The sequence below is a fragment of the Desulfobacter vibrioformis DSM 8776 genome, assembly GCF_000745975.1.
Classification (GTDB): domain Bacteria; phylum Desulfobacterota; class Desulfobacteria; order Desulfobacterales; family Desulfobacteraceae; genus Desulfobacter; species Desulfobacter vibrioformis.
The window spans coordinates 22680-47776 of sequence record NZ_JQKJ01000029.1; the positions used below are offsets into that span (position 1 = coordinate 22680).

27 protein-coding genes and 1 pseudogene are annotated in these 25097 nt (G+C 45.2%); 15 read left to right on the plus strand and 13 right to left on the minus strand.

Annotated features, from left to right (window positions below; all coding sequences use genetic code 11):
• Positions 1–38: 38 nt before the first annotated feature.
• The 8 genes from Q366_RS15790 to Q366_RS15830 all read right to left on the minus strand — a co-directional run bounded on the left by Q366_RS15790 (position 39) and on the right by Q366_RS15830 (position 6817).
• The gene (locus Q366_RS15790; RefSeq protein ID WP_035240714.1) at positions 39–1382 is read right to left on the minus strand and encodes a sigma-54-dependent transcriptional regulator; all 1344 of its coding nucleotides are present in this window, start codon (positions 1380–1382) and stop codon (positions 39–41) included.
• Positions 1379–3142 carry a sensor histidine kinase gene (locus Q366_RS20460; protein ID WP_051958099.1) on the minus strand — a complete coding sequence of 588 codons (1764 nt, stop codon included), beginning with the start codon at positions 3140–3142 and terminating at the stop codon, positions 1379–1381. The genes Q366_RS15790 and Q366_RS20460 overlap by 4 nt, the downstream gene beginning before the upstream one ends.
• A 9-nt stretch (positions 3143–3151) precedes the next feature.
• A complete protein-coding gene (locus Q366_RS15800; RefSeq protein ID WP_035240715.1) occupies positions 3152–3592 on the minus strand; it encodes a Spy/CpxP family protein refolding chaperone in 441 nt (146 codons plus the stop codon).
• Positions 3593–3970: 378 nt separating this feature from the next.
• Complete coding sequence (gene arsB / locus Q366_RS15810; RefSeq protein ID WP_035240717.1) at positions 3971–5089, minus strand: ACR3 family arsenite efflux transporter; 1119 nt, start codon at positions 5087–5089, stop codon at positions 3971–3973.
• Positions 5090–5117: 28 nt separating this feature from the next.
• The gene (locus tag Q366_RS15815) at positions 5118–5564 is read right to left on the minus strand and encodes an arsenate reductase ArsC (RefSeq protein ID WP_035240741.1); all 447 of its coding nucleotides are present in this window, start codon (positions 5562–5564) and stop codon (positions 5118–5120) included.
• 3 nt (positions 5565–5567) lie between these two features.
• Entirely contained in the window at positions 5568–5960 is a 393-nt protein-coding gene (locus Q366_RS15820) for an ArsR/SmtB family transcription factor (protein WP_051958100.1), read from the minus strand.
• 130 nt (positions 5961–6090) lie between these two features.
• Complete coding sequence (locus Q366_RS15825) at positions 6091–6480, minus strand: ABC transporter ATP-binding protein (RefSeq protein WP_084691856.1); 390 nt, start codon at positions 6478–6480, stop codon at positions 6091–6093.
• 70 nt (positions 6481–6550) lie between these two features.
• Entirely contained in the window at positions 6551–6817 is a 267-nt protein-coding gene (locus tag Q366_RS15830; RefSeq protein WP_035240718.1) for an iron chelate uptake ABC transporter family permease subunit, read from the minus strand.
• 379 nt (positions 6818–7196) lie between these two features.
• Between Q366_RS15830 and Q366_RS15835 the strand changes: the two genes are divergently transcribed.
• The 7 genes and pseudogenes from Q366_RS15835 to Q366_RS15870 all read left to right on the plus strand — a co-directional run bounded on the left by Q366_RS15835 (position 7197) and on the right by Q366_RS15870 (position 15493).
• Positions 7197–7652, plus strand: a complete 456-nt coding sequence (locus tag Q366_RS15835; RefSeq protein WP_035240719.1) for a Spy/CpxP family protein refolding chaperone — start codon at positions 7197–7199, stop codon at positions 7650–7652.
• Positions 7653–7802: 150 nt separating this feature from the next.
• Entirely contained in the window at positions 7803–8342 is a 540-nt protein-coding gene (locus Q366_RS15840; protein ID WP_084691861.1) for a tetratricopeptide repeat protein, read from the plus strand.
• 15 nt (positions 8343–8357) lie between these two features.
• Positions 8358–9710, plus strand: a complete 1353-nt coding sequence (locus Q366_RS15845; RefSeq protein WP_169742979.1) for a TolC family protein — start codon at positions 8358–8360, stop codon at positions 9708–9710.
• Entirely contained in the window at positions 9707–11002 is a 1296-nt protein-coding gene (locus Q366_RS15850; protein WP_035240721.1) for an efflux RND transporter periplasmic adaptor subunit, read from the plus strand. Before Q366_RS15845 ends, Q366_RS15850 begins: the two co-directional genes overlap by 4 nt.
• Positions 10999–14064 carry an efflux RND transporter permease subunit gene (locus Q366_RS15855; RefSeq protein WP_035240722.1) on the plus strand — a complete coding sequence of 1022 codons (3066 nt, stop codon included), beginning with the start codon at positions 10999–11001 and terminating at the stop codon, positions 14062–14064. Before Q366_RS15850 ends, Q366_RS15855 begins: the two co-directional genes overlap by 4 nt.
• 84 nt (positions 14065–14148) lie before the next feature.
• Positions 14149–14436: pseudogene (locus Q366_RS15860) on the plus strand (tyrosine-type recombinase/integrase); the annotation flags it as partial.
• A gap of 370 nt (positions 14437–14806) precedes the next feature.
• On the plus strand, positions 14807–15493 hold the full coding sequence (locus Q366_RS15870; RefSeq protein WP_035240725.1) for a nucleotidyl transferase AbiEii/AbiGii toxin family protein: 687 nt from the start codon (positions 14807–14809) through the stop codon (positions 15491–15493).
• 45 nt (positions 15494–15538) lie between these two features.
• Here Q366_RS15870 and Q366_RS21620 read toward each other — a convergent pair whose 3' ends face one another.
• Genes Q366_RS21620 through Q366_RS15880 form a run of 3 tightly spaced genes read right to left on the minus strand, consistent with a single transcriptional unit; the run spans position 15539 to position 16439 of the window.
• Positions 15539–15802 (minus strand): hypothetical protein, encoded by a 264-nt coding sequence (locus Q366_RS21620; RefSeq protein ID WP_169742977.1) that lies wholly within the window; start codon positions 15800–15802, stop codon positions 15539–15541.
• Positions 15771–15968, minus strand: coding sequence for a YwbE family protein (locus Q366_RS15875; RefSeq protein WP_035240726.1), 198 nt, complete (start codon positions 15966–15968; stop codon positions 15771–15773). The genes Q366_RS21620 and Q366_RS15875 overlap by 32 nt, the downstream gene beginning before the upstream one ends.
• Positions 15969–15989: 21 nt before the next feature.
• Positions 15990–16439: a hypothetical protein gene (locus Q366_RS15880; protein WP_035240727.1), complete on the minus strand. Its 450-nt coding sequence runs from the start codon at positions 16437–16439 to the stop codon at positions 15990–15992.
• A 475-nt stretch (positions 16440–16914) separates the two neighbouring features.
• Between Q366_RS15880 and Q366_RS15885 the strand changes: the two genes are divergently transcribed.
• Positions 16915–18573 (plus strand): RNA-binding domain-containing protein, encoded by a 1659-nt coding sequence (locus tag Q366_RS15885; protein ID WP_035240728.1) that lies wholly within the window; start codon positions 16915–16917, stop codon positions 18571–18573.
• A 257-nt stretch (positions 18574–18830) separates the two neighbouring features.
• Here the strand turns inward: Q366_RS15885 and xerA are convergent, their stop codons facing one another.
• A complete protein-coding gene (xerA, locus tag Q366_RS15890) occupies positions 18831–19727 on the minus strand; it encodes a site-specific tyrosine recombinase/integron integrase (protein ID WP_035240729.1) in 897 nt (298 codons plus the stop codon).
• A gap of 130 nt (positions 19728–19857) precedes the next feature.
• Positions 19858–20241, minus strand: a complete 384-nt coding sequence (locus Q366_RS15895; protein ID WP_084691858.1) for a DNA translocase FtsK — start codon at positions 20239–20241, stop codon at positions 19858–19860.
• An 863-nt stretch (positions 20242–21104) separates the two neighbouring features.
• On the opposite strand from Q366_RS15895, the gene Q366_RS15900 reads away from it, so the two are divergent.
• The 7 genes from Q366_RS15900 to Q366_RS21770 all read left to right on the plus strand — a co-directional run.
• Positions 21105–21371 (plus strand): hypothetical protein, encoded by a 267-nt coding sequence (locus tag Q366_RS15900; RefSeq protein WP_035240732.1) that lies wholly within the window; start codon positions 21105–21107, stop codon positions 21369–21371.
• A 23-nt stretch (positions 21372–21394) separates the two neighbouring features.
• Entirely contained in the window at positions 21395–21562 is a 168-nt protein-coding gene (locus Q366_RS21365; protein WP_156968195.1) for a hypothetical protein, read from the plus strand.
• Positions 21562–21957 (plus strand): hypothetical protein, encoded by a 396-nt coding sequence (locus Q366_RS15905; RefSeq protein ID WP_035240733.1) that lies wholly within the window; start codon positions 21562–21564, stop codon positions 21955–21957. Before Q366_RS21365 ends, Q366_RS15905 begins: the two co-directional genes overlap by 1 nt.
• Before the next feature lie 320 nt (positions 21958–22277).
• Positions 22278–23657, plus strand: coding sequence for a hypothetical protein (locus Q366_RS15910; protein WP_051958102.1), 1380 nt, complete (start codon positions 22278–22280; stop codon positions 23655–23657).
• A gap of 2 nt (positions 23658–23659) precedes the next feature.
• The gene (locus tag Q366_RS15915; RefSeq protein WP_035240735.1) at positions 23660–23986 is read left to right on the plus strand and encodes a hypothetical protein; all 327 of its coding nucleotides are present in this window, start codon (positions 23660–23662) and stop codon (positions 23984–23986) included.
• A gap of 1 nt (position 23987) precedes the next feature.
• Positions 23988–24917: a zonular occludens toxin domain-containing protein gene (locus Q366_RS15920; protein WP_035240736.1), complete on the plus strand. Its 930-nt coding sequence runs from the start codon at positions 23988–23990 to the stop codon at positions 24915–24917.
• Positions 24914–25097 (plus strand): hypothetical protein (locus Q366_RS21770; RefSeq protein WP_211251909.1); only part of this gene is annotated, 184 nt, incomplete at its 3' end. The genes Q366_RS15920 and Q366_RS21770, both read left to right, overlap by 4 nt.

Consider the following 25097-nt stretch of genomic DNA (forward strand, 5'->3'; position numbering starts at 1 on the left):
CCGGAGGGCTCACGCCATGGACAAAAACTGACTCAACATCACTTGAGGCCATATTTTTTCAGTTTGTACCTGAGCATCCGTTCGCTGATTCCAAGCTGCAGGGCTGCGTTGGTCTGATGACCGCCGCAGCTCTTCAATGCCCGGGCCACCATCCGGGACTCCAGTTCTTCCAGGTTTTCTTTGAGCGACCCCTTGGACGGCGGAAGAGGCTCTTTAAACGGAAGGTCGCTGGTACCGATCATCCATCCATGGCAAAGCACCACGGCGCGTTCAATAATGTTTTCCAGTTCCCTGACATTGCCCGGGAAATCATATCTCACAAGACACCCCATGGCTTCTGACGAGATTCTGAGAACTTCTTTACCGGTTCTGCGTACAAAGCGGTTCACAAAAAACTCAGCCAATGCCGGGATATCATCTTTGCGGTCGCGCAGAGGAGGGATCTCCAATGTTACCACATTGATTCTGAAAAAAAGATCTTCCCTGAACACGCCTTTTTTGATCTCTTCTTTGAGATTGCGGTTCGTGGCACTGACAATCCTGACATCAGAGGTCAGTGTCCGATCTCCTCCCACCCGTTGAAATTCCTTTTCCTGCAGAAAGCGCAAAAGCTTTGTCTGCACGGCTCCGGACAGCTCCCCCAATTCATCCATAAAAAGTGTTCCGTTGTCCGCCAGTTCAAAACGGCCGATGTGTCTTTTATGAGCACCGGTAAAGGCCCCTTTTTCATGGCCGAAAAGCTCGCTTTCCACAAGGGATTCGGGCAGGGCGCTACAGTTGACTGTAATCAGGGGATGATCTGCCCGGCTGCTTAACGTGTGAATCAGCCTTGCCAGCAGTTCTTTTCCGGTGCCGGTCTCACCCTGGATCAGGACCGAGGCATCGCTTGCGGCAATCTTGTGGGCAAGACGGATCAGTTCCTGCATTTTTTCACTTTTAAAGATGATCTCTTTCTGGGTGACCTGTTTATCCCGAAGTTGGCGGCGCAGAATGCTGTTCTCCCGGATTACGGCCCGGTGGGATGCTGCCTTGCCGATAAGAAGCAGTAACTGATCCAGGTCAATGGGTTTGGTGATGTAATCCATTGCCCCAGCTTTCATGACTTCGACAGCGGTTTCTATGGTTCCGTAGGCCGTCACCATAATCGCCTGCAGGTCAGGCTGCAGTGCTTTCAGTTGTGTGAGCACTTCCAGTCCGTTTTGGCCGGGCATTTTATAATCGAGAACCGCCAGGTCAATCTCGTACTGCCGGATCGCATTCAGGGCCTGGGTTCCGCTCTGTGCTTCAACGACCCGGTATCCTTCTTTTTCAAGCAGATCCCTTAGCATCTCCCGCTGCAGGTGTTGATCTTCCACAAGCAATATTCGGGTTGTGTGTTTCATGCCATGGGTTCTTTCATGCCAATTTTGCTTTGCAGTGGCAGTATAATCCGGGCCGTGGTACCGACACCCTTTGCGCTGGTGATTTTTAGCTGTCCCCCATGGGCGAGGATAATTTCATATGCAATGGGAAGCCCCAGTCCCAGCCCTTTGTCTTTGGTGGTATATTCAAACTCCAGCACCCGTTTAAGGGTGTCGTTGTCTATACCGGTTCCTGTATCGCTTATCAGGATCTGCGCATGGCCACTTCCTGCCCCGGATGCCGCGACGGATATTTCACCCTTTTCCGATATGGATTCCATGGCATTTTTAAGTAAGTTCCAGACCGCCTGCCTGAATCTTGGTTCGTCCATGGCAACGATCAGGCAGGATTCAGGCGCATTGAAGATGATTTTAATCCCCCTGGGTGTTGCGGTTTCCCGTGCAAGGCTGACCACAGGGGCGAGAAAGTCGCCCAAAAAAAACGGCTTGAATTTGCCCGGCTTTATTCTGGCCGGTTCAATAAAGGTTTCTATAATCCGGTTCAATCTGTCAATTTCATCCCTCACAATGGACACGAGTCGGGAAAACTCTTTTTTATCCTTGTCCGTATCAGGACTGAATTCCCTGAAAATTCTCTGGACTGCCATGCTTACGGCATTCAGAGGATTTCTGATTTCGTGGGCAACCCCTGCAGCAAGCTTCCCCAGGGAGGACAACCGTTGGGCCTGGGCCAGTTGCCTGTTCAGATCCTGGACCCGATCATTGTGCCGCCGTTGAATCCGATAGACAAAAAGAAGCACAATCCCGGCGCTGCAGATAATGATCCCTGTGAAGACAAAAACATGGATCATGTTTCGTTGGGCCGTTTCACGGACCTGTGTGATATCGATGCCGGCAATGCCTTTAAAATCTGACGCCCTCCCTGTTGTCATGGGTAAACATACCTCCATAATCGGTTGGTCCCGGCGCAGGCAGCGCGGGCCGGAAAAGGCAGGTTCGGTTAAAGTCGGAAACGTTTCAGGCTGCTCAGTCTGAGCAGCGTCGGTGAAGCTGTTTTTGCCGGAACCGGCAACCACACGTCCGTTTCCGTCTGTCACAAGCAGATAGCGAAGCCCTTTTTGCCGGCCGACCTCCTGGATTACCTCCTGGTAAACAAGCCTGAGCATAAGCAGATCCAGATCTCTTTGATTGAGCATCAAAAAAATCACCCCCGCACCTTTTTCCCGCTGAATACCAACCCAGTGTGTTTTGCTGGCGTCCGGGTCATTAAGCTCCAGTTCAATATGAACGTCATTTTGTTCCAGCGTAACCTTGTTCAGTTCCTCCTTTTCAACGTCGGAAAGTGACCGGCTGCCCGATAAAATAGAACCGCCGGGGTCCAGAAAAAAAATCCCCGTGACAAAAAACGTATTGGCCAATTGTTTTAACACGTCATTTAGCGGCAGGTCGGCTTTAAAACTGCGATCCAGTTCTTTTGCTGAATCTATGAGCCGTTCTATGACCTTTTCCTTGGCCCTGAATTTCGTTTCAATATCTGTAAAATCTCCTAACGGATCCACCAGAGAACGGGTTTTGGGGGACAAATCATCGTACCGCTCCCGCGCAACGGCTTCAAGGCTTTCAAGCACCGCTTTCCCCCCGGATTCAGCCATATTGAGCAAAAGATTTTTCGTCCGGTAAACATCCATTACGGCGGTGATAAAAAAAAGAAGCGTCAGGAGCAAAAACAATATGAGAACGGCTGGCAGATTTCCACCCTGCAATTTGGTTTTCCACGGCATAACTCTGATCTACCATCCGCTATGAGAACCGGAATCTCCCATCATTGTGCACCAGTTGCGCCGCTGATCCGGAGTCAGCGTCTGTCTGATCCTGATTTGATATTCGACGATCAAGCTATACAGCTGATCCCTGATTTTTGAATGCGTTTTGGACAAATCCATAATCATTTTTTCATCTGCGTCGCTGCTGCGCAAAAGTGCCCTGAATTCGATTCTTTTCAGCATACAAGCCTGGTAGCAGTCTATGATTTTTTTCCGGTACTGCCTGTTGATAATGCTTACAGCATCCCGCTGTTCCCGGGACAACCCTAAATCCTGTATGGCTGTGCAATGTCTGTCCCAGTCCGGGGTATGAGCTTCATGTCCGTCATGGAAAGGAAATTCTGCGGCAGTTGCCAACGGCAAGGATAATAGTAAAATCGCACAAATGATTATCAGGTATCTGTTCATAACACCTTTATTCTTTCACTTAAAATACTTTTTAGGCAGCTCAACCAAAGAACAGCAAAGAACATACCACCCGTCCAATGAACTCAAATTGAATTGCCGAATAACAGCCTTGGGCTGGCGTAATCTATCAACATCCAGGCTCAATAAACAACAGAACTCTTTGTTCTTTTCATGATAGAGGCCTAAAAACACCTCCCCAATAACGCTGCCCGGGTTCCGGAAATCGACAAATTTGTCGATCGGGTATATTTTACCCAAATGGTTCAATCCGTTGGCCAGAAGCCGTGGTCATCATTTGTTAGACTGTTTTCGACAATTATTGCCTCCTTTAATATCCGGCCATCATCATGTTGATACACACCAGTTGACCTTATCGTTTTATTTTTCGGATGCGCTTCCGGCAGTATCCGGGTTGTAGCTTAAATGATAAACACCGGTTGGTGTTTTAACGGCATACAAAAAATATTTGCGTTTGAACCACAAGGCCACGTTGACAAGAGCGATGAGTACCGGCACTTCCACCAACGGGCCGATGACCGCGGCAAAGGCTTCACCGGAATTGATCCCGAATACGGCCACAGCCACGGCAATGGCCAGCTCAAAGTTGTTGGATGCGGCTGTGAAAGATAAGGTGGCGGTTTGTTCGTAAGTGGCCCCAAGTTTGGCGGACATGAAAAAGCTGATCAAAAACATGAGCAAAAAGTAAACACACAGCGGAATGGCAATGCGTACGACATCCAGCGGCAGTTTGACGATATATTCGCCTTTGAGTGAAAACATCACCAGAATTGTGAACAAAAGAGCGATCAACGTCAGGGGACTGATTTTGGGGATAAATTTTTCATGATACCAGTTCTCACCTTTAGTTTTAAGTCCGATGATACGGGTAAGCAGGCCGGCGATAAACGGAATACCCAGGTAGATGAAAACACTTTCGGCAATCTGTCCGATCGTGACATTTACGGTGGCGCCCTCAATGCCGAACCGTCCCGGAAGAATGGTAATAAAAAACCAGGCATAAACAGAAAAAAACAGAACCTGAAAAATCGAATTAAACGCCACCAGTCCGGCGCAGTATTCGGCATCACCTTTAGCCAGGTCGTTCCATACCAGCACCATGGCGATACATCGTGCCAGGCCGATCATAATCAACCCCACCATATATTCATGATGCCCGGACAAAAAAGATATGGCCAGCAGGAACATCAGGACAGGGCCGATAATCCAGTTCTGAATCAGCGACAACCCCAGGACCTTCACATCACGAAAGACAAATCCAAGTTTCTCATAACGCACCTTGGCCAGGGGCGGATACATCATAAGGATCAGCCCAACGGCAATGGGGATGTTGGTTGTTCCCACCTGGAAAACATTGATCACGTCCCGGACGCCGGGGAAAAAATAACCTCCGAAAACCCCGACCGCCATGGCCAGAAAAATCCATAACGTTAAAAATCTGTCCAGAAAGCTTAAGCTTTTAACCGTTGAATGACTCATTTTTTTCTCCTGTTAACGATTATCCTATTTAATTATTTATGTTTTCAGGAAGTTTTTCGACAAAAGCCCTGATTTCATCCCTGACCCTGCGATAGCAGTCCAGTTGTTTTTCTTCCGGCTCCCCTTTTTTTTCAAGTTCGGCTGCCAGTTTGGGCGGATCGTCAAACCCAACGTGGATCACCTTGCAGCGGGGCGGAAAATAGGGACAGGTTTCATGGGCATGTCCACAAACCGTAATCACGGCATCCAGTTTCATATCCAGAAACTCATTAATCAGCTTGGATCGTTGGCCTGAAATATCCACACCGACCTCAGCCATGACTTTTACGGCATTGGGATTGAGACCGTGTGTTTCAACTCCGGCAGAACAGGCATCAATAATGTCCCCTTTTAAATGTCTGGTCCAGCCTTCCGCCATCTGGCTGCGACATGAATTGCCTGTACACAAGAATAGTATTTTAAGCTTTTCTTTCATCATTTATTCCCCTTTGTTTGAATTGGCGCAGGCACTGCGTTCTCTTTGTTTTTGGCTTAGTTCTTTGCAGGAAATCACCAATTTCTGTTTTAATACCTGCAAATCTTCTTTTACCTGTTCACATTGTTCGACTCTGTTTTCCACCCACCTGAAAAGTGGTGTTAATGAGGGATCATCCCTGTTGATTTGAAAATAGATCCAGCGACCCTGTTTACGTTTTTTTAACACCCCGGCGTTTACCATCAAATCCAGATGCCTGGAGGTGGTCGCTCCGGCTACGCCCAGAAATTCGGTGATCTGGCAGGCACATAATTCGTTATGAACCAATAGGGCATTTAAAACTCTGAGCCTGTTTTTGTCTGACATTGATTTTATAATCGAAAGCGTTTTATCCATGCATTACACACCATTCTATAATTAGCTAAATACCTAAATGTAGGAAGTCACAAATTTTAACGCATGTCAAGATAAAATTTTTCAAACCTGTTGGTCGGTATCCCAGGTGGCTGCTGCGTAATATTTGATGTTAATTGAGAACTATCACCACCTGTCCGTTATGCCGGAGGATGTCCACCTTGACACCATAGACAGCAGCGACCATATCACCATTCACATGATCCGGCCGACCTCCGGCAAAGACTTTTCCGTTTTTGAGAAATAAAAACCGATCCGCAAAACGAAAGGCCAGGTTCAAATCGTGCATGGTCATCACGGCAGATATCCGGTGTTCCCTGATCACCCGCCCGATGGTATGCAAGATATCAAGTTGGTTTTTTAAATCCAGACTGCTCGTGGGTTCGTCAAGGAGCAGCACTTTAGCTTCTTGAACCAGGGCACGGGCGATGCAGACTTTTTGCAATTGGCCCCCGCTGAGTTCATCAATCCAAGAATGGCCAGCATCTGTCCCTGGTCCAATGTGAACCCCAAATCGCTCAACACCACCCGGCCGTTTTTATAGCCTACTTTTAGATCCTGGGCCTTGAGCATCATCGCCTCCTTTCCTGGATCAGAAGATAAAGAAATGTCGGGGCTCCTAAAAACGCGGTGAGAATGGAAACGGGCAATACGTTCGGCGAAAGAACAAGGCGGGCCACCGTATCCGAACTCAAAAGTAAAACAGCCCCGGTCAGACAGGACGCAGGCATTACAAACCGGTGGTCGTCTCCAATAATCCGGCGGACGATATGCGAACAAATCAGCCCGACAAAACCAATGACACCCAGAAAAGAGACGATAAAAGCCTTGATCAACATGGATAAGTAACCTTTTTTTTAATGATATTCTCTCTGATTTCAATCCAAGGAAGCCGATTTTCCCATTACGGTGACTGGAATATTGATCGTGGTTATAACGCTGTTCTGATTTAGCAGCCGACAGAATTGTCGATTGGATAGTTTTTACTCGAACGTGTATTCCTTTGAACCAGTGCTGTTATCCGCTTCTATTGCTTTATTTTCGACAATTATTGCCGCATCGCCCTGAATGGGTATTATTCATGCCAGCATGAGATGCTTCCAATATATCATATTTAAATTACATATAGTTTCATTAGTTATCAAAAATAGAAATCAAGTTAGGCACACTCTTTGCGACTTGAGTTACCCAAACCCCAAATATGAGGAGGCAACTAAAATGAAAAACATAAGCACACTTATCCTGGCCGGATTCATCATTTTGACCGGTTCCCAGGCCATGGCGTGGCCCGGCAGCGGTCACTCCGGTACGGGACATGGAAATGGATACGCCTGTAACGGGGCTGACCTGGACCTGACCCCGGATCAGTCCGTTCAGCTGCTAAAGCTTAAGACGGCATTCATCAAGGCCGTTACACCTTTCCAGAATCAGATGATCACGCTACGTTCCGAACTGCGGATTCTGTGGAACGTAGCGCAGCCGGAGAAGGAAAAAATTTTAGCCAAAGAAAAAGAGATGTCGGATCTCAGCACCAAAATTTCTGAAATCCGCACAACCTATCAGCTGGATTGCAGAGCGGTCCTTACGCCGAACCAGCTGGCCCGTACTCGTTTCGCAGAAAAAGGCATGGAGACTGGACACGGCCCAAATCGGCACCACAACAGTGCCTGGTAAAAATCTGTAATTCACGCATCACGATCATCTTCACCTGAGTGATGTCCTTAGGTGCAAAAAAAAGTAAGGATCATCTTTTCCATGGTCAGAAACCAATTAAAAACAAAAAAAACAACCAGACCCTTAAAACCTTCAGGCGGGAAACAATCCATGATCTGGCTGTCTATCCTGCTTGTCACAATCAGTTTTATTGGCGGCACTGTTTTCAGCAGTTTCAAGCTTTCCAGGACAGCAGCCCCGGAACCCCCTCCTGCCGGAACGGCCCCGGCAGTTGATTTTGATACGCTGAAAACCCGGGCACTTGAAAATAAGCAGAATGCAAACGTCTGGACCCAACTAGGCAACGCCTATTTTGATGCGGGCCAGTATCAAAATGCCATTGATGCCTATGAAAAATCCGTGGCCATTGATCCGGGTAACCCTGATGTTCTCACGGATCTGGGCGTCATGTACCGCCGCAGCAATCAGCCTGAAAAAGCCGTTGAAATGTTCAGCAGAGCAATGGCCGCTGATCCGGGGCATGAAGTGTCACGGATGAACAAAGGCATTGTGCTGCTCCATGATCTGAACGACAAATCTGAAGCCATGAAAGCCTGGAAAGGACTTCTTGAGATCAATCCGTTAGCCACTTTCGGCAACGGACAATCTGTGGATCGTATGGTCTGGGAATACGAGCAGGAACGCAAATAATAAATGGATTTATCAATGATTGGAAAAAAGATGGGAACGGCATGCAACAGGATATTACGCTTTCTGGTGGTTTTGTTCTGCATTGGTACAGGCGTTGTAAATGCCGAACCAGACCCGCAGATGTCTTTGGAATTGTGTGTTGAAACAGCGCTTTTAAACAACCCATCGCTTCTTGCTTTAAAAGCACAGGTCAAAGGGGCGGAATACGATGTAAAGATGGCTGAGGGCCGGAGATGGCCCTCCCTGCATTTTAATGCCGCAGAGTCCTTGTACTCGGATGACACAAGATTGTTTCCGGCAAGTTACAATGGAGAGCAAGGAGTTTTCGGCAAAGATATGACGGATCTGGGCCTGATCCTTCAACTGCCGCTTTATACCGGGGGGCAGTTAAGCGGCGCAACTGCTGCAGCCAGACATAACCGTGAAGCATTTGAATATACGCTTCTGAGAGCATCCCAGATTTTGGAATTTGATGTGGCCCAGACCGCGTACAAAATTCTTGGCCAGGTCAAACAGCTTGAAAGCATCATATTTTCCCAACAGGTATTGAACCGGGATAAAGAGCGTATAACGGCAATGGTTGACGCCAGAAAGGCTGCCAGGGTAGACCTGCTCAGGATGGACGTGCGGCTGGCAAAAATTGACCAGGCCAGGGTGAGTGCTGAAAACAATTTGTATGGCGCATGGCAGGAACTGTTTCGTTTAATGGGAAAAAATGGCCCATTGCCCGACTCCCTTCCTGGAATTGATGGCAGTCTGCTTCCTGTCCCGCCCCTTCCAGACACTGGTGATGCTTTGGAAAAAGCACTGGAAAACCGCCCGGATATAAAGGCGCTGGACAGCAGGGTCGCTGTCCAGAAACAAAAAGCGGCTTCAGCCAGGGGCAAAGCCTTGCCGCAGATCTACTTAAAAGGAAGTTACGGATACCGGTTTATGACTGATTCCAATGACTATCCCCAAGGAACGGATGACTCTGATGTCCGGGGGAGCATTGGGGTAAACCTGGATCTCCCGCTGTTTGAAGGAGGCCATATACGGGCCGAGATTAACCGTGAACAGGCGCTTCTTGCATCCATTGAAAACCAGCGGCACTCCCTTGGCCTTCTGGTTCAAAAGGAGATCCGGACGGCTGTGCTTGATATGACATCGGCCATTCAGCGGATCAAAACCCAGAAAACCGCCGTGGCTCAGGCCAGGGACGCCCTTGCCATTGAGCAGGAAAAGTACCTTCTGGGCAAAGGAACGATTCTGGATGTTCTGGATGCCCAGAATGCCATGCTGGAAATTGAAACCGAATATTACCGGGCCGCAGCTGATTACCACACGGCTGTTGCCAGATTTGCCCTGACCAGGGGAGACACCAAATGATACGCTATTTATCTTTAGTTTTTATATGTTTGACATTAACAACGTTTTTGGGGTGTGACGGGCCGGATGCTTCGGCCCACGCAGAGAGCAAAAAGCCAAAGGATCAGTTCGCCCTGGTGGAAGCTATCACTGCCCGGAAACAATCCATATCAAGACAGCTGGAGCTGACCGGAGATGTGGCGGCCGCCCGGACCGTGGTCATTCAGGCCAGTGTTGAAGGTCCCCTTGCCTTTCTTCCATGGCGGGAGGGCGACCGTGTAACCAAAGGAGAACTGCTTGTTAAAATTGACCGGCCAATGTATCAGGCTGAAATGCAGGCCGCTTCGGCGGCGGTTGATGTCGCCCGGGCAAGGCTTGCGGATCTTAGGGCCGGAGCAAGGTCAGAAGAGAAAAACAAAGCGGCCCAGAAAGTCCGTGAAGTTGAATCCATTGCCGAGTTTACCCGCAAAGACAAAAACAGGGTGGACAGGCTGGTAAAAACCGGGGCCTTACCGGAAGAGGCCCTTGAAAAAGCATCCCTTGCCTGCATCAAAGCGGATGCAGATCTGGCCTCAGCCCGGGATACCTATCAAATCCTCAAGCAAGGTCCAACAAAGGATGATATTGATATCCAGAAAGCCTTGGTAAAGGAGGCGGAAGCCAAATTTTCCATTGCCCGGGCAAAGCTTTCGGAATGCACCATAAGCGCACCTTTTGACGGTATTATTCTTCAGGTGGATGCCACTGTAGGCGATTTTGCCCAGACACGCTCGCTACTGCTGACGATAATGGACACCTCCTCTGTGGTTGTCAGATTCAGTGTTCCGGAGTCCGAATCAAACCTGCAGGACAGAACCCAGCCCGTTTATGTATCCTTTGATGCCCTTGGCGGGCAACCATATCCGGCATCCATCGTCAGAGTCTACCCGCAGATAGATCTTAAAACCCGGACCCGTATGGTGGAAGTCGTACCTGAGAACGTCAAGGACCTGGTTCCGGGCATGTTCGCCCGGGTACGGATTGTCACTCAAAAGGCCTCAAATACGGTTGTACTCCCTGAAAAGGCCGTTTTAGCCATGGAAAACGGCAACGCAGCAGCGTTTGTCGTCAAAGATAATATTGCACAGAAACGCAAGGTTCGCCTGGGCATTGAAGAAGATGCCTGCATCCAGATTCTGGAGGGTATACAGGCCGGCGAACAGGTGATTGTCGCCGGACAGGAAAAACTCAAGCCTGGTGACCGGGTTAAATTAATTTCGCAGCAAAGCAGGTTTCCCTGTTCCAATGGGAATAAAGAGGTGAAAGCACCATGAAAATCACCCAGACACTTTTTAAACGACCGGTTGCTGTAACCGTTATCACAATTGCCGTTTTGTTTGTGGGCCTTTTCAGTCTGAAAAACATGGATGTGGACTATTTACCTGAGATCACCTACCCGATGATCAAAATCCATGCCTGGTGGCGGGGTGCGACCCCGGAAGAGATTGAAACTAATGTGGCCGAGCCTGTGGAGCGGATTATTGCCACGGTGGACAACCTGGATTACATGGAATCGTCAAGTATCGAGGGCATGTATACCCTGCTGGTCAACTTCCGGTACGGGGTAAACGTTGATACTGCATACCAGGACGTCCTGGCAGCCATGGGACGAGTGGCACGAAAACTGCCCCGCAGCATGGACTCTCCAATTGTTATCAAGTCAGACCCTTCCCAGCTGCCCGTAATGCAGCTGACCATCTCATCAGACCGATATGATCTGGTATGGCTCAAAAACTGGGTGGACAACTGGCTCAGTGACAGGATCACCACCATCAACGGTACCGCAGGAGTGGAAGCGGTCGGCGGCCTTAACCGGGAGATCAGGGTACATCTCGATCCTGATCGGCTGGCAGCTTACGGGATTTCCCCGGCAACGGTGGTAACGCTGCTGGATAGTGAAAACCGGGAGGCATTTTCCGGCAGAGTCACCGTCAAAACAAGGGAAATCATCGCCCGAACCATCGGAGAGTTCGAAACCTTGTCCGAGATCCAAAATCTTGTGGTCAAAAGGACGCCCGAAGGTCGGGTTATTTATCTCAAAGATATTGCCAGGGTTCTGGACAGTCATGAGGAAATGAGGGTCAATACCCGATTCAACGGAAAACCCTGTGTAAAACTAAACGTGCTCAAGCAGGCAGAAGCCAACACAGTAACGGTTTCCCGCGCGGTGAATGAGGGGCTGAAGCAACTAAAAACCGAAATTCCAGACGGCGTATCCGTCAATATTGTGGAAAACCAGGGCACATATGTGATGGGTGCAATCCAAAGTGTGGAAAGCTCCGCTGTCATGGCGGCCATTCTGGTAATTTTTGTGGTGTATCTTTTCCTGGGGCGCTGGCGTCAGGTTCTTGTCATGATTGTGGCCCTGCCGGTGACCCTTCTGGCCAACTTTTTTATCATGAAGATAGCCGGATTTTCCATCAACCTCTTTTCTCTGGGGGGGCTTGTGGTGGCACTGGGGGTTATTCTGGACAACTCCATCGTTGTCCTGGAAAACATGACCCGTCTGAAGGAAGAGGGAGAATCCCAGTGGGCCGTAAAGGGCGTGTCCGAAGTTGGTGCAGCAATTGTCGCTTCGACATTGACCTTCCTGGCCCTGTTCCTTCCCTTTCTGTTTGTTCCGGGGTTGAGTGCTCTGTTGTTCAAAGAACTTGTACTGGTGGTCGCAGGTATTGTCATCGTCAGCCTGATTGTGGCACTGACCCTGACACCGGTTTTGACGCGGGCACTGCTCAAAGGCGGCGAATCGGGACGAATGTCGGCCATTGCCGGTATGTTTGATACCGTCATGAATACTCTGACGCGGGTTTACAGCCGGCTTTTACAAGTTTGTATGAATCATAAATGGAAAACCGTACTGGTATCTGTTCTTGTCTTTTCCGCAGGCATATTCCTGGCCGGAAAGGCCGGTTCTGAATTTTTACCCAAGGTGGATGACGGCCGGGTTATGGTCAAGTTGAAAATGCCTTCCGGAGCCTCTGTTTCGGAAATCGACCGCATCTTGACGCAATTGGAAGAAAAGATACGGAATCTGCCCGAAATTGAGAGTATTTTTACCCTTGCCGGCGGAAAAGTATGGGGACTTTACACCTATGAAATCGCCAACGAAGGAGAGCTGGATGTTCAATTGGTTCCCAAGTCCCGGCGATCAATATCCACAGAAGACTTCATCAAAAAAATAAAACCCATGGTAGATAAAGCTCAGATCCCTGGTGCCAAAATTCCGGTGATGCAGATGAAGATCAAAGGTATCCGGAATGTTGGAGACCAGGAGGTTGAAATCAAAATTAAAGGGGCACGTATTCAGCCGATTTTCGAGTTCGCCCGGGAAACGGCTGCCAGGCTTAAAGAGACGCCCGGACTGACCAATGTGACCCTGTCTATGGACATGAGCAAACCCGAATATCGCATCTATGTTGACCGGGCAAAGGCATCCGCCTTGGGAATTACGGTAAAAGAGGCAGCAGACACTTTACAGGGACTGGTCCAGGGAACCGTGGCAACCCGGTACAGAGAAGGGGCTGATTACTACGACATCCGTGTGATGGTTCCGTCTGAATCTTTGAAGAGCAAATTTGAACTTGAAAACCTTATTATCAAAAGCAATTCCGACCAACCGGTTTATGTCAAGGATGTTGCCCGGGTTGAACGTTCCACCGGTCCCGTGGAAATCATCCGTGAAGACCAGGCCAAACAGATCATCGTCCGGGCGGACTCCCATGAAATCAGTGTCGGTGAGGCCGTGATCCGGGCCGAAATGGCTGTTGCCCAAATCCAAAAGCCTGCCGGTATATCCTTTGAGATGGGCGGTCAGGCTAAAATGATGGCTGACAATCGAAAAGCCATGGGGATCATCTTCGGATTTGCCGTGCTTTTTGCCTATGTGATTCTGGCTATACAGTTTGAATCGTTTCTGCTGCCCATGCTCATGATGATAAACATTCCCTTGTCCCTGACCGGAGCCTTCCTGGCCCTTTATCTGACCCATACGCCCATCGGGGTAACGGTTTTGATCGGTCTCATCGTCATGATGGGCGGGATTACTTCACAGGGAGTGGTACTGCTTTCCCAGGCAGAGTCCTTCCGGTTGGAGGGAGCTGCGGCGGCTGCGGCGGTCGAACGGGCAGCGCCGTTAAGAATCCGACCCATTCTCATGACTCAGTTGACAACCATTTTAGGACTTGTGCCCCTGGCTTTGAATTTGGGTTCAGGCGGGGATATACTACAGCCAATGGCCATAGCCGTTATCGGCGGGTTGACATACTCGCTTCTGCTGACCCTACTTTTTTTACCCGCGGCATACAGTATTGTTATAGGCCGAAAACAAAGGCTGTGAACTATAATGACCACCTAATCACCAATAAGAGAAAAGCCAGGTATCGTTGCCTTGAAGATAAAAAAATACCATTCCATTATGCCCAATTATTCTGCCGTATTTTTAAATAAAAATTTTGGAAGGCTTGGCAGGCGATCCATTCTACGTATTCTGGATAAGGTGGTCTTGGAATGCGGGTTAGGTATGAAAATATCTCCCCACACCTTGCGGCATACCTTTGCCACCCATATGTTGGATTCCGGTGCAGATCTTCGGGGTATTCAGGAGATTTTAGGCCATGCCAGCCTGTCCACCACCCAGGTCGGTCCCAGGTCCCATGTGAGTATGGATCGCCTGATGGCTGTGTACGACAAAGCCCATCCCCGAAGATAATTTTCTCAATCAAAATCTTGCAAATGCTGTTTGTGTTTTTAGGAGACTTGTCAACCTGGAACACCATCTGGTATAATTTGAGAATAATAAGGATAGATATTTAAAATGTATACGACTGATGAAAGAAAACAAATTCTCAAAAAAGCATTCTGGGATAAAAAAATTGACTTAGACATCCTGAATTCCTTTATCAATGGTGAAATAGACAGTATCCCCCTTATTTCTTCCAAAAGCATTTATATCAAACTCTTATCCACCTTTGACTGGTATACGTTGCTATCACTTCTTCCGAAGGAAACTTTGAAAAAGGCGTTGTCTGATGATGTTCTAAACGAATTGTTTCCCAAAACACGAAAAGGTAAATACAGATATGCCAGGCAAATATTATTCCCATAAACTATATCCTTTTCAGGATGAAATTCTGGGAAAAATCCAATCTCTGCACACGGATTTTTATTTAACCGGTGGAACAGCGTTAGGCCGATGCTACCTTGACCACCGATATTCAGATGATCTGGACTTTTTTGTAAATAACCATCCAGAGTTTAAAAAACAATGCAAAGTGATTCTATCCTGCCTGAACCACATGCAATACAAAAGCAAGCCATCCATGGTTGAGGAGTCTTTTGTTCGGCTGTTTGTAGAAAAAGAAGACATTACCCTGAAGATTGATATGGTCAATGATGTGGATGCTCATTTTGGCCGCATCACCATTCAAGAAGGGTTTGGAAACATAGATGACTGGCGCAATATCCTTTCAAATAAAATCTGTGCACTAAGCCGGATGGAACCAAAGGATTATGCGGACATTCTGTTTATAGCAAATGCCTATGATTTCGACTGGAAAGAGATCGTAGCAGAAGCAAAAGAAAAAGATCTTTGGGTTGACCCCATTGAAATCAGCCGGATGCTTCGTCTGTTTCCGGTTGAACAATTCAATTCAATCAATTGGATCAACACGCCGAATTTTCAAACTTGTGAGAAAGCCTTTTCCCTGATTTCCGAAGATATTTTAAAAGGTGAAGCCAATCAGGCAAAGCAAAAGATCCGCCTATGATGTTCACAGCTTTCAAATTGTGCCGGGACTGGATTAACAAGAATATTATTCGTTTTGATTATAAGCCCTAATGCCTTTAACGGGCTTTTCCTGGTCAAGGGTCTTTACAATTCCCTGACGTTCCATTTCATAGATCATCTCTGCTGACTGTTTGTAAATAATTCCTAATTCCCTGGATAATAAGGTTTGGATCGTTCTGTTCCCGTTCGGTCCCTGAACCTTTCCAGTTATAAATGGCTGAATATGTGACTTTAAAATACATGGTGAATCTGAATTTTTAACCGTGAATAATTTTAACCCTGCCAACAAGGCCATTTTCCAATCTGACTTTTATGCCATGGGGATGAAAAGACGATTTTGTTAAAATATTTTTTACGACGCCTTGGGTCAGGACGCCTGTTCTTTGGTCTTTTTTTAATACAATGGATACGGTTTGTCCGGTTTTGATTTGCGTTCTGTTTTGTCCACCAGTCATTATACTTTTTACCCTATAGAATTATACTCTTTTACACTTAAACTCATCGATAGACGCATCTAAGAGATTACGTTCAAGTTGCATATTAGGTTTCCACCATACAGCATGATCACGTTGCCTTTTTGCAAACTCCTGCTGTGCATTTATTACATTTCCTTGTTCTTTTTCTATGAATGCGCTGAAATTCTCACAGGCAGCGAATACAATATCACTACTTTTTATTAAATACTCTTCATCAAGGATACCTTTTTCATTGAAGTGCAAATAATAATAAATAGCACGTATAACCTCCATTGGCTTTCGGTCCTCAAGCTTTACACAAATTTCTGCAACACGCACACGCTTTCCGGCAAATCTTTCTAATTTTTCCTCACTTGTTGCTTCTAACAGACGTTTGAACTTATTGATTGGGACTCGAAGAATTTCGGATTCATCTGTGATAATAAAATATCTAATTGATGCAGAACTCATATGGTCACCCCATTTAGTTTTCAGTTCTTCAGACCAGTCGTTACCTTTTTTTCGGTGGTTTCCAGCTAAAAAGATTCTTAATCTTTCAAAAGAGCATGGTCTCAAATATAATGAGTAGCAACACAAAAAATTTCTGTAAAGATATAATGCCCCCGAAGTGACAGGGATAATCCGAGGTATTCCGGCTTTAAGGACGACAGTGTAAAAATAAACGTAGAACAAATTTCTGATTATAACGGATTTGGGGGACCATATTTAACTATTTGAATTTATTGTGTCTCGTTTTAAATCCTGCCCTGAATTGCGACCCAAAATAGGACAGAGAATTCATGCGCAATAACCAAGAAGCCTGAAAATAGGGAAGGACCAAAAAGCCGAATTAGTGGCCTCCCCCAAATCCGTTATAATCAGACAAATTTTTAAACTCATGAGTCCGCACCCGGATGTAAAAACAATTTAAAAAAGGTAAGCTTGAATGAAACAGTCCGAATTGACGGCATTGCTTGGTACCTTGATTGATGCATGGGAAAGTGAAATTGTTGAGTTTAAAGAAGCTGGCAACGATTATAAAACTGATAAAATCGGCTCTTATTTTTCTGCTTTGGCCAACGAAGCAAATTTGCGCGGATTGGAACGTGCCTGGCTGATTTTTGGCGTTAACAATAAAACCCGTTCTGTGGTGGGGTCTAATTACCGCCTGGATTCTGAACGACTGCAAAGCACAAAAATGCAGATTGCGGACAGCACAGAGCCAAGCATCACGTTTCGAAATATTTATGAGCTGCAGCACTTTCAGGGACGTGTCGTGCTCTTTGAAGTTCCTGCCGCGCCTTTGGGAATGCCCATTGCATGGAAAGGCCATTATTATGCCCGTGCCGGTGAAAGCTTAACCCATCTGGGACTTGATAAACTTGATAATATCCGTCAACAGACGATGATTGAAGACTGGTCTGCCCAGATCATCCTTGATGGAACTTTTGATCACCTTGACACGGATGCCCTGCAAAAAGCACGTGAGTCGTTTGCACAAAAATATGCAAACCGATTTTCCAGCGAAGAGGTTATGGGTTGGCCCATGAAAACGTTTCTTGACCGAGCCAAATTAACCCAGGATGGCAGAATTACACGCACAACAATACTTTTGTTGGGAAAACCGGAATCCGCGTATCTGCTGTCCCCGCATCCAGGGCAGATCACCTGGAAGCTTGAAGGGCCTGAACGGGCGTATGAACATTTCGGACTGCCTTTTTTCCTGAATACAACAAGTGTATATCGAAAGATACGAAACATTCAGGTCCGCATTCTTCCGGATGATCAACTGTTTGCCGTCGAGGTTTCCAAGTACGATCAACGTATTGTTCTAGAAGCACTGCACAATTGTATCGCTCACCAGGATTACTCACGTAACGGACGTATCATTGTGACGGAACAGCCGGAGTGTCTGTATTTTGAAAACGAAGGCCGATTTTTTGAAGGGCTGCCCGAAGACTATATTATCGGAAATAAAACGCCGCGCCGGTATCGCAATCCTTTCCTGGCCCAGGCAATGGCTGAATTGAATATGATTGATACTATGGGGTATGGTATTCACTCCATCCACGTTGCCCAGGCACGTCGTTTTTTTCCAATGCCTGATTTTGATTTAAGTGAATCCAATGCGGTTAAGCTTAGAATTCATGGAAAAATAGTTGATCCGGCGTATAGCCGGATGCTTATTCAAAAGACAAATTTGCCCCTTGATCAAGTTCTGGCATTAGACAGAGTTCAAAAAAGGTTGCCATTGTCGGATGATATGATTAAGCACCTGCGAAGGCAAGGGTTAATCGAGGGGCGTAAACCTCATTTACATGTATCTGCTACGGTGGCCAAAGTGACGGCCAGTAAAGCCGATTACATCAAAACAAGAGCCCAGGATGACGATTATTACTGCAAACTGATCACTGATTATTTGAAAAAATTTAACAAAGCGTCTCGTGGGGAGATCGATAAATTGCTTTTAGATAAATTAAGCAGTGTTTTGGACAATGAACAAAAAAAGAAAAAAATTGCCAATCTTCTTACCAAACTCCGAAGATCAGGGAAAATTCAAAATGAGGGCTCTAAAAAGGCTCCTCAATGGAAAATTGCAGAATAAAATACATGTTATTGCAGAATAAATGCAGAATAAAATATGCTAAGTGATTTAAAATGAAGCAAAAATTTAAAAAGCAGGCTTATCAGACACTCGCAGTTGAGGTTGTGGATTGTTTTAAAGGGCGGCAAAAACACGGCTGCAATTCCCAAATTTGATTAAAAACAAGGTTTGATCATTAAACCTTGACCGCCGAATCTATGAAGAGCTTGATGATTTTGAAAGCCGCCGCCCCATTGATATAATTAAAGCCAATCGCCCTAGTTTCGTGGATGGGCTTTATCGTACACCGTCATTAGGCGATCCATGCTCACATGAGTGTACACCTGGGTGGTAGACAGGCTGGCATGGCCCAATATTTCCTGAATACCTCGAAGATCTGCACCGGAATCCAACATATGGGTGGCAAAGGTATGCCGTAAGGTGTGGGGTGATATTTTTAAGCCTAACCCGCATTCCAAGACCACCTTATCCAGAATACGTCGAATGGACCGCCTGCCAAGCCTTCCAAAATTTTTATTTAAAAATACGGCAGAATAATTTTTCTCAAGATCAGCCCGGTAGGTTTGGATGGCATCAAGGGCACTTTTGCCCACTGGTATAATGCGCGTTTTGTTTCCCTTGCCCAGTACCCGGATCAGTTCGGCATTAAAATCAATATCCTGGATATTGAGCATGTGAAGTTCACCTATCCGCATGCCCGTGGAATAAAAGGTCTCAAACATGGCAAGATTGCGTTTGTCCATCCAGGTATCTCTTTTCATGGTGTCCAACAGCCTTAAAATATCATCAATTTCCATGGCTTTGGGAAGGGCTTTCTCAATTTTTGGAAAAGGGATGGCATCAGCAGGATTTAGCGTGATCAGCTCTGATCTGACCAGGTAATTAAAAAAAGATTTTAATGCGGATAGACGCCTTGAAAGGGTTTTTTTACTTTTTTTCAAAGCAGTCTGGGCGGCAAGATATCTGCGCACGATCATCTTGTCTACCTGTTGGGCCGTTTTTTCAAAGGCCTGTTGCCAGTTTTCATCCCGGTAGTTGCAAGTCTCCAGATAAAAAAGGATAAAGCTTCTTATATCCGTAAAATAGGCACGAAGTGTATGAGCAGAATACCCTTTTTCAGCTTCCAGAATAATCAGATAGTCATCAAGAATCATAACGGTCTATTCCTGCGCAAGTCTTATGTTTCAGAGCAAAGTGTTCACAAACGCCGGAGGTTGGTGGTATGTGGATGACCGGGAGCCCGGTGACATTAAAGGAAACATAATCAAAACCCGGAAAAAAACACTATTCGTTTTGCTTATAACCATAATTATAAGTTCTAATGCCTTTAACGGGCGTTTCCTGGTCAAGAGTCTTGACAATTCCCTGTCGTTCCATTTCATTAATCATCTCTACGGATTGTTTGTAAATAATTCCCAGTTTCCTGGATAATTCGGAAACTGAGGCATAACCACGATTCTTGACTATATTCACGGCTCTTAAATAATCCCGACCATTAAATTGTTGATAGCTGAACAATTTAGAAACACTATCAAACTTTAATTGGATATCTACAAATCTTTCCCTGTCATCATGGCTGAAATTCGGGGAGTCTTCATCAACTGACGTTTCAATAGTCTTTAAAGCTACATAAAGAACCTCCAAAAGTTCAGTGATTTCAGATTCCATCGTAAAAAATATGTAACGTCTAAATAAAAAAATATAGTTAAATCAATACACTGCAAAGCATTAAAGCCATGTAAACACCCCATACAGCAGAATTCATACCAAATAGTAATAATTCAAGTTTTTATGCTTTTATGCCAAGGTGTCATCGGTCCCAAACACCTATAAATAAGCTGTTTCAATAGAACTAAACAATTTAGCATAAATAAAAATCAATATTTATAACGACTTGTTATGAAGTTACAAAAATTTCACCCAAGACTAATTATTTCACTCATCACAATCCATACATAGGTTTTTAAACAGCAAGCGATGCTTGTTTCCATAAAATCCTTCAAAATGAAACCGACCAAAAAAATTTTTAGCACAAGAGGTGGTGGTTAAAAATACAAGCATAGAAGCTACTCCTCAGACACTAAATAATGGCAACAAAAGGCTTCTCATGGGGTGATCTATTATGATCGGTCTTATGTTGATACGCAAATGTTTTTTAGGAATTTTAGCTTGTTACGTTGAACAAAGTGAATAAGTTTCCGTTGAGCAGAGCGAATAAGGCAGGACGCAAAGTAGACCCCTTTGAAAAAGTGGGCCTACTTTGCATGTCCTGCCCCCCTACCCTCATATAATAATCTTAATTTTCATTTATTTTTGTTAATTTTCAGGTAGTTAAAGAAAACTAAAGTTTATTTAAGAGAAATAAACAGAAATAACGATTTTTAAATATTTATTAATTGAAATAATCGTGACTGGCGATTTTTGAGTGGTGAGGTCAAGTTCCCCAAAACTGGATAACCCCTATTTCCTGAATTTTATTATAATAATTAAATATTTCTTGACATATGAATATCAATGTTATTATTTAAAAATTGAATGGATTCCTTTCTTATCTTTCCGTTCTTCTCCGCGAGTTTACCTCATATATATTATCAGACCTTACCGGTGAAGAAATCTGTCAGCAGGAAGATACTGAAAAATTCGAAATCGTCGGCATCATAGACAAACCCACCTGGCAAATCATCATCAAACATAAACTCAGGGGTTTTGTTCTGGCTATGGCAAAAGAGCTGGATGTAAAAACCCCTGCACAATTTGAAGAACTCATGTCGATTGTCAAAGCATTTGACAGTCGCTGAAACCTAACCATTAAGGAGGTTTTATGGCTAAGGCAAATCGAATTAAAGCCTTAAGAAAAAAAGAAGCCAGTCGCCAAAAGACTGATTTTTTAAAATTCATTAACCAAGATGAACCCCATTTTTTTATTGCCACAGTACCCGGTTTAGGATCTGTGTGTTTAGAAACCACAAACAAAAGGAGAGTTGCGTAATGGCTGAATTAATTGCCCATCTTACTGGTATAATCACTTCGGCAAGTTCGGAAGATCCGGCTCAAGACTTAAAATTGTCAGATCCTGAAAGATGGGTTGATCTGAAAAAGAAGGATAACCTCCCTGCCCCGTTTTATCATTATTCTGTTGATCAGCACACCGGTGATGGCCAGCCCTTGCAGTTCAAAGTCAAAGATTATGACACAAGTAAGCCCATGCTGCCCCCCTTTACGAACTTTGACGAACAATGCGTCATTAAATCCTGGGCATTCAAAGATGGCCGTAATGGGCTTAGTGTCAAGCCAACCGATAAAACGGTCAAAAAAGTTACCATGTCTTTTGAGGATGATATTCCCCTCGGCCAGGAGTCTAAACCCATTAAAAAGGCTAGCTGATCATGGAATTGTTTTCATGAAAATTTTAGTTGCATGTGAATATTCCGGACGGGTCCGGGATGCGTTTTTGAAAAAAGGTCATGACGTCATGTCCTGCGACCCGGAATCTCGGAGCAATGTTTCTAATCAATACTGTTTTGGTTGCGCTAAAAAACGCCCATGCAAAGTGACGGGAACTTATTTCTATGGCGGCGTTTAGTATGACATATACGCATGCCAGTATTGCAGGGCCGGTATGACAAAAAGGAAAAAGCGTGGATTGCCATGCTAATTGAAAAGGCCGAAATTGGCAGGATCAATTGCAGCTTTTGGGGTTTGAGATGAAACAATTATTATATTTTTTGATCGGTGTCCTGATATCAGCCTGCTTAATGATTCCTTATGCCAAAGCTGATTGTGTGGATGTAGCTTCCGGGCTTAGTAGTTCTGATCAGATTGTCGGTCATTCAGAAACTTCGAGTGAGGCTTCTGCTTTAGCGGAGAGTGCTCGCCAGAGTGGAGCCGGATCTGATGCTATAGGTACATGTTCTTCTGGTGAACCTGGTTGGTGGGATACTGCTTATCAGAGTATAACAGTTAATGGAGTAACGTTAGTTTGTATGCGCAATAAATATGGTTGCTGGGATGTCTCAGGTGTCCCCGTGCTATGGGGTCCATGGTATTGTGCCTCTTATGGCACTCAAACTGCTTGTATAATTGGTGATACCGATGGTGACGGTATTCCCAATGAATATGATGCTTACCCCGATGATCCTAATCCCTATCAATTTCGCATTATGTCTCGCTGGTATGATTCCTCAAACAATTGTGTTGGTTATGCAATTGTCACTTCTAACGGTGACTATATTTTTATGTCTGATTTGACTCTATCTGAATTAGATGCCGGTCTTGCTGCTGGAACTTATACATCTCAATACGTCAATAGCCAGATCTGGCAAGATTCATCTGATATGAACGGTGACAGTGGTGCCGGTGCCGATAGTTCACCTTCAGGCACTTTAAATACGCCTTTAACTTCCACTAAAGCCGGTGATTTGATAACAGGCTCACAGGAAGGTGTTACCAGCGGAACTCCAACAACAAGTGCAACTCCTGGTTCTGGAACTTCTAATTCTGAAGGCTCCACAACAGGTGACAGCGATAGTACTTCTCTTGGCAAAATTGTGGGGAACACTGACGCCACAAATCAAAATTTAAAAAATATTTCTGAGTCTCTTGGTATCGCAAATAATCTACTCGCAAAGATAAACTCTAAGTCCGGTACCGGTACCGGTACCGGTACTTTGCCTTCGGGTTCTGGACCTGATTTGACCGCCGATGAAATCGGTGATGCTGTTGAAGATAGCCTCATAGATCCCACCCAAACGATTGATACTACCATTACAGACAACATTCTTGACTTGGACGAAACAGAGACTTTAACTGCAATCAAGACCAAGTATTCAGATCGGTATGATCTTTTCATTGATACGCTGAAAGAGTCTGATTTGTTTACCTTGCCCTTTTCTATTTTTACCGGTCCTTCCGGGTCCGGTTCATCCATTCAAACCGTTGAAATAGGTGCCTGGGGTCAATCTTCAACTCAAACCGCAACCATTAATTTTTCCCAGTACGATAATGTCTGGGACATCCTGAGCGCTGTCCTGCTCATGCTCACAAGCTTTGCATGTTTCAAAATTCTGGTTCTTAAAAAGGCGTAACCATGATCAATAAAATAATAGATTTCTGCACCAATTTTTTTGAGATGATCATTGATGTTTTCAAGTGGGTGCTTGAAAGCATTCTGTATATTTTATCTGAAATCGGTTTCACCCTCCTGGATATTGTTTTTACCGTCATCGAATCCATTGTCACTGCCGTTGACTTAAGCTCCGTTACCCAATCATTCGGCAATTGGAATATTTTGCCGGATCAAATCGTTTACATTTTATACAAGCTTGATACCCCGTTATTGCTTGGCATGCTCGGCGCTGCCTGCCTTATACGGCTGACTTTAAACCTGATACCGGCAGCATTCACAAGGATCTGAGATGATTTCATGTTATGAAGGGCTTCCCGGTGCCGGTAAAACTTATGATGCTATGCGTAAACTTCTGGACAACCTGTCCCAGGGCAGACGCATTTTGACAAACATTTCCGGCCCTGATCAGGAAGAAAAACAGGAAATCATAAAACATTTTCTGAATCTTGATGATAGTCAACTCAAAAATAATCTTGTTGTTCTCCAGGATCATCAGGTCATTGAATTTTGGGATTATACAAACCCCGGCGATTTAATTATTATTGATGAGGTCCAGAATTTTTTTAATTCCAGGGATTTTCAATCTAAAGCGAATAGAGCATTCGGGAAATGGGCCAGCGAACACCGTCATATGGGCGTTGATCTTATCCTTATCACCCAAAACGTTGAACGCATCGAAAGTTCCGTAAGATCCTTGATTGAATTCACCTATCGATACAAAAAACTGAATATGTTCGGCAATCTGGTCAAGAAAAAATACATCCGTTTTTGCTATTACGGCCCTACCCTTGACCAAATCGGCCAGAAAACATGCTCCTATGATCCCAAAATATTCAAATGCTATAAAAGTTTTTTTAAAGACGGGACCAAAGAAATTGGCATAGAGAGCCCCGTTAATATTTTAAAACATCCCATATTCTATGTAATTCCCTGCTGTCTTGTTGTGTTTATTTATTTTTTAAGCCAGTCAAGTTTATTGAGTGGTGATCTTTTCGGAACCAAGGCAAGTGCAGAAGTTCTTGAGAGAAAAAAGCAAGAATCTTTAACCACTCAGGCCGAAGGCCGTCAGCCTGGTATTCCGGCTCATCAGCCGGAAAATTTCCGGCATGATGAGCCGGTCCAGGCTGACCCATTAGCGGATTACTTACTTGTGGGCATTATTAATTCAAAAAGAATTTTGAAATCAAAAATTAACGGCTCTATCCTGGTGATCCAATGAAATATTTCCACTTGATTTTATTATTAATTATCTGTGCAGGATGTTCAGCACCATCATTCAAAGTTCCTGTTTACAATGAACATAAACCTTTAGATCTCCATCGCAGCAAAACCAGCATACGCAATGTTGTTGTTAAGGATTTTATTAAATTTGATGATGATTTGGACAAAATACCGGATG

Bases quoted from the DNA above. Each gene is read 5' to 3' on its own strand.
- Q366_RS15905 (WP_035240733.1), top strand. From the start codon at position 21,562: ATGGCTGAATTAATTGCCCATCTTACTGGTATAATCACTTCGGCAAGT.
- Q366_RS15875 (WP_035240726.1), bottom strand. From the start codon at position 15,968: ATGACTGGTGGACAAAACAGAACGCAAATCAAAACCGGACAAACCGTA.
- Q366_RS15885 (WP_035240728.1), top strand. From the start codon at position 16,915: ATGAAACAGTCCGAATTGACGGCATTGCTTGGTACCTTGATTGATGCA.
- Q366_RS15855 (WP_035240722.1), top strand. From the start codon at position 10,999: ATGAAAATCACCCAGACACTTTTTAAACGACCGGTTGCTGTAACCGTT.
- arsB (WP_035240717.1), bottom strand. From the start codon at position 5,089: ATGAGTCATTCAACGGTTAAAAGCTTAAGCTTTCTGGACAGATTTTTA.
- Q366_RS15915 (WP_035240735.1), top strand. From the start codon at position 23,660: ATGATCAATAAAATAATAGATTTCTGCACCAATTTTTTTGAGATGATC.
- Q366_RS15840 (WP_084691861.1), top strand. From the start codon at position 7,803: ATGATCTGGCTGTCTATCCTGCTTGTCACAATCAGTTTTATTGGCGGC.
- Q366_RS15910 (WP_051958102.1), top strand. From the start codon at position 22,278: ATGAAACAATTATTATATTTTTTGATCGGTGTCCTGATATCAGCCTGC.
- Q366_RS15920 (WP_035240736.1), top strand. From the start codon at position 23,988: ATGATTTCATGTTATGAAGGGCTTCCCGGTGCCGGTAAAACTTATGAT.
- Q366_RS15820 (WP_051958100.1), bottom strand. From the start codon at position 5,960: ATGGATAAAACGCTTTCGATTATAAAATCAATGTCAGACAAAAACAGG.
- Q366_RS15835 (WP_035240719.1), top strand. From the start codon at position 7,197: ATGAAAAACATAAGCACACTTATCCTGGCCGGATTCATCATTTTGACC.
- Q366_RS21365 (WP_156968195.1), top strand. From the start codon at position 21,395: ATGGCTAAGGCAAATCGAATTAAAGCCTTAAGAAAAAAAGAAGCCAGT.
- Q366_RS15870 (WP_035240725.1), top strand. From the start codon at position 14,807: ATGCCAGGCAAATATTATTCCCATAAACTATATCCTTTTCAGGATGAA.
- Q366_RS15790 (WP_035240714.1), bottom strand. From the start codon at position 1,382: ATGAAACACACAACCCGAATATTGCTTGTGGAAGATCAACACCTGCAG.
- Q366_RS15850 (WP_035240721.1), top strand. From the start codon at position 9,707: ATGATACGCTATTTATCTTTAGTTTTTATATGTTTGACATTAACAACG.
- Q366_RS15880 (WP_035240727.1), bottom strand. From the start codon at position 16,439: ATGAGTTCTGCATCAATTAGATATTTTATTATCACAGATGAATCCGAA.
- Q366_RS15845 (WP_169742979.1), top strand. From the start codon at position 8,358: ATGATTGGAAAAAAGATGGGAACGGCATGCAACAGGATATTACGCTTT.
- Q366_RS20460 (WP_051958099.1), bottom strand. From the start codon at position 3,142: ATGCCGTGGAAAACCAAATTGCAGGGTGGAAATCTGCCAGCCGTTCTC.
- Q366_RS15800 (WP_035240715.1), bottom strand. From the start codon at position 3,592: ATGAACAGATACCTGATAATCATTTGTGCGATTTTACTATTATCCTTG.
- Q366_RS15815 (WP_035240741.1), bottom strand. From the start codon at position 5,564: ATGAAAGAAAAGCTTAAAATACTATTCTTGTGTACAGGCAATTCATGT.
- xerA (WP_035240729.1), bottom strand. From the start codon at position 19,727: ATGATTCTTGATGACTATCTGATTATTCTGGAAGCTGAAAAAGGGTAT.
- Q366_RS15895 (WP_084691858.1), bottom strand. From the start codon at position 20,241: ATGGAATCTGAAATCACTGAACTTTTGGAGGTTCTTTATGTAGCTTTA.
- Q366_RS15830 (WP_035240718.1), bottom strand. From the start codon at position 6,817: ATGTTGATCAAGGCTTTTATCGTCTCTTTTCTGGGTGTCATTGGTTTT.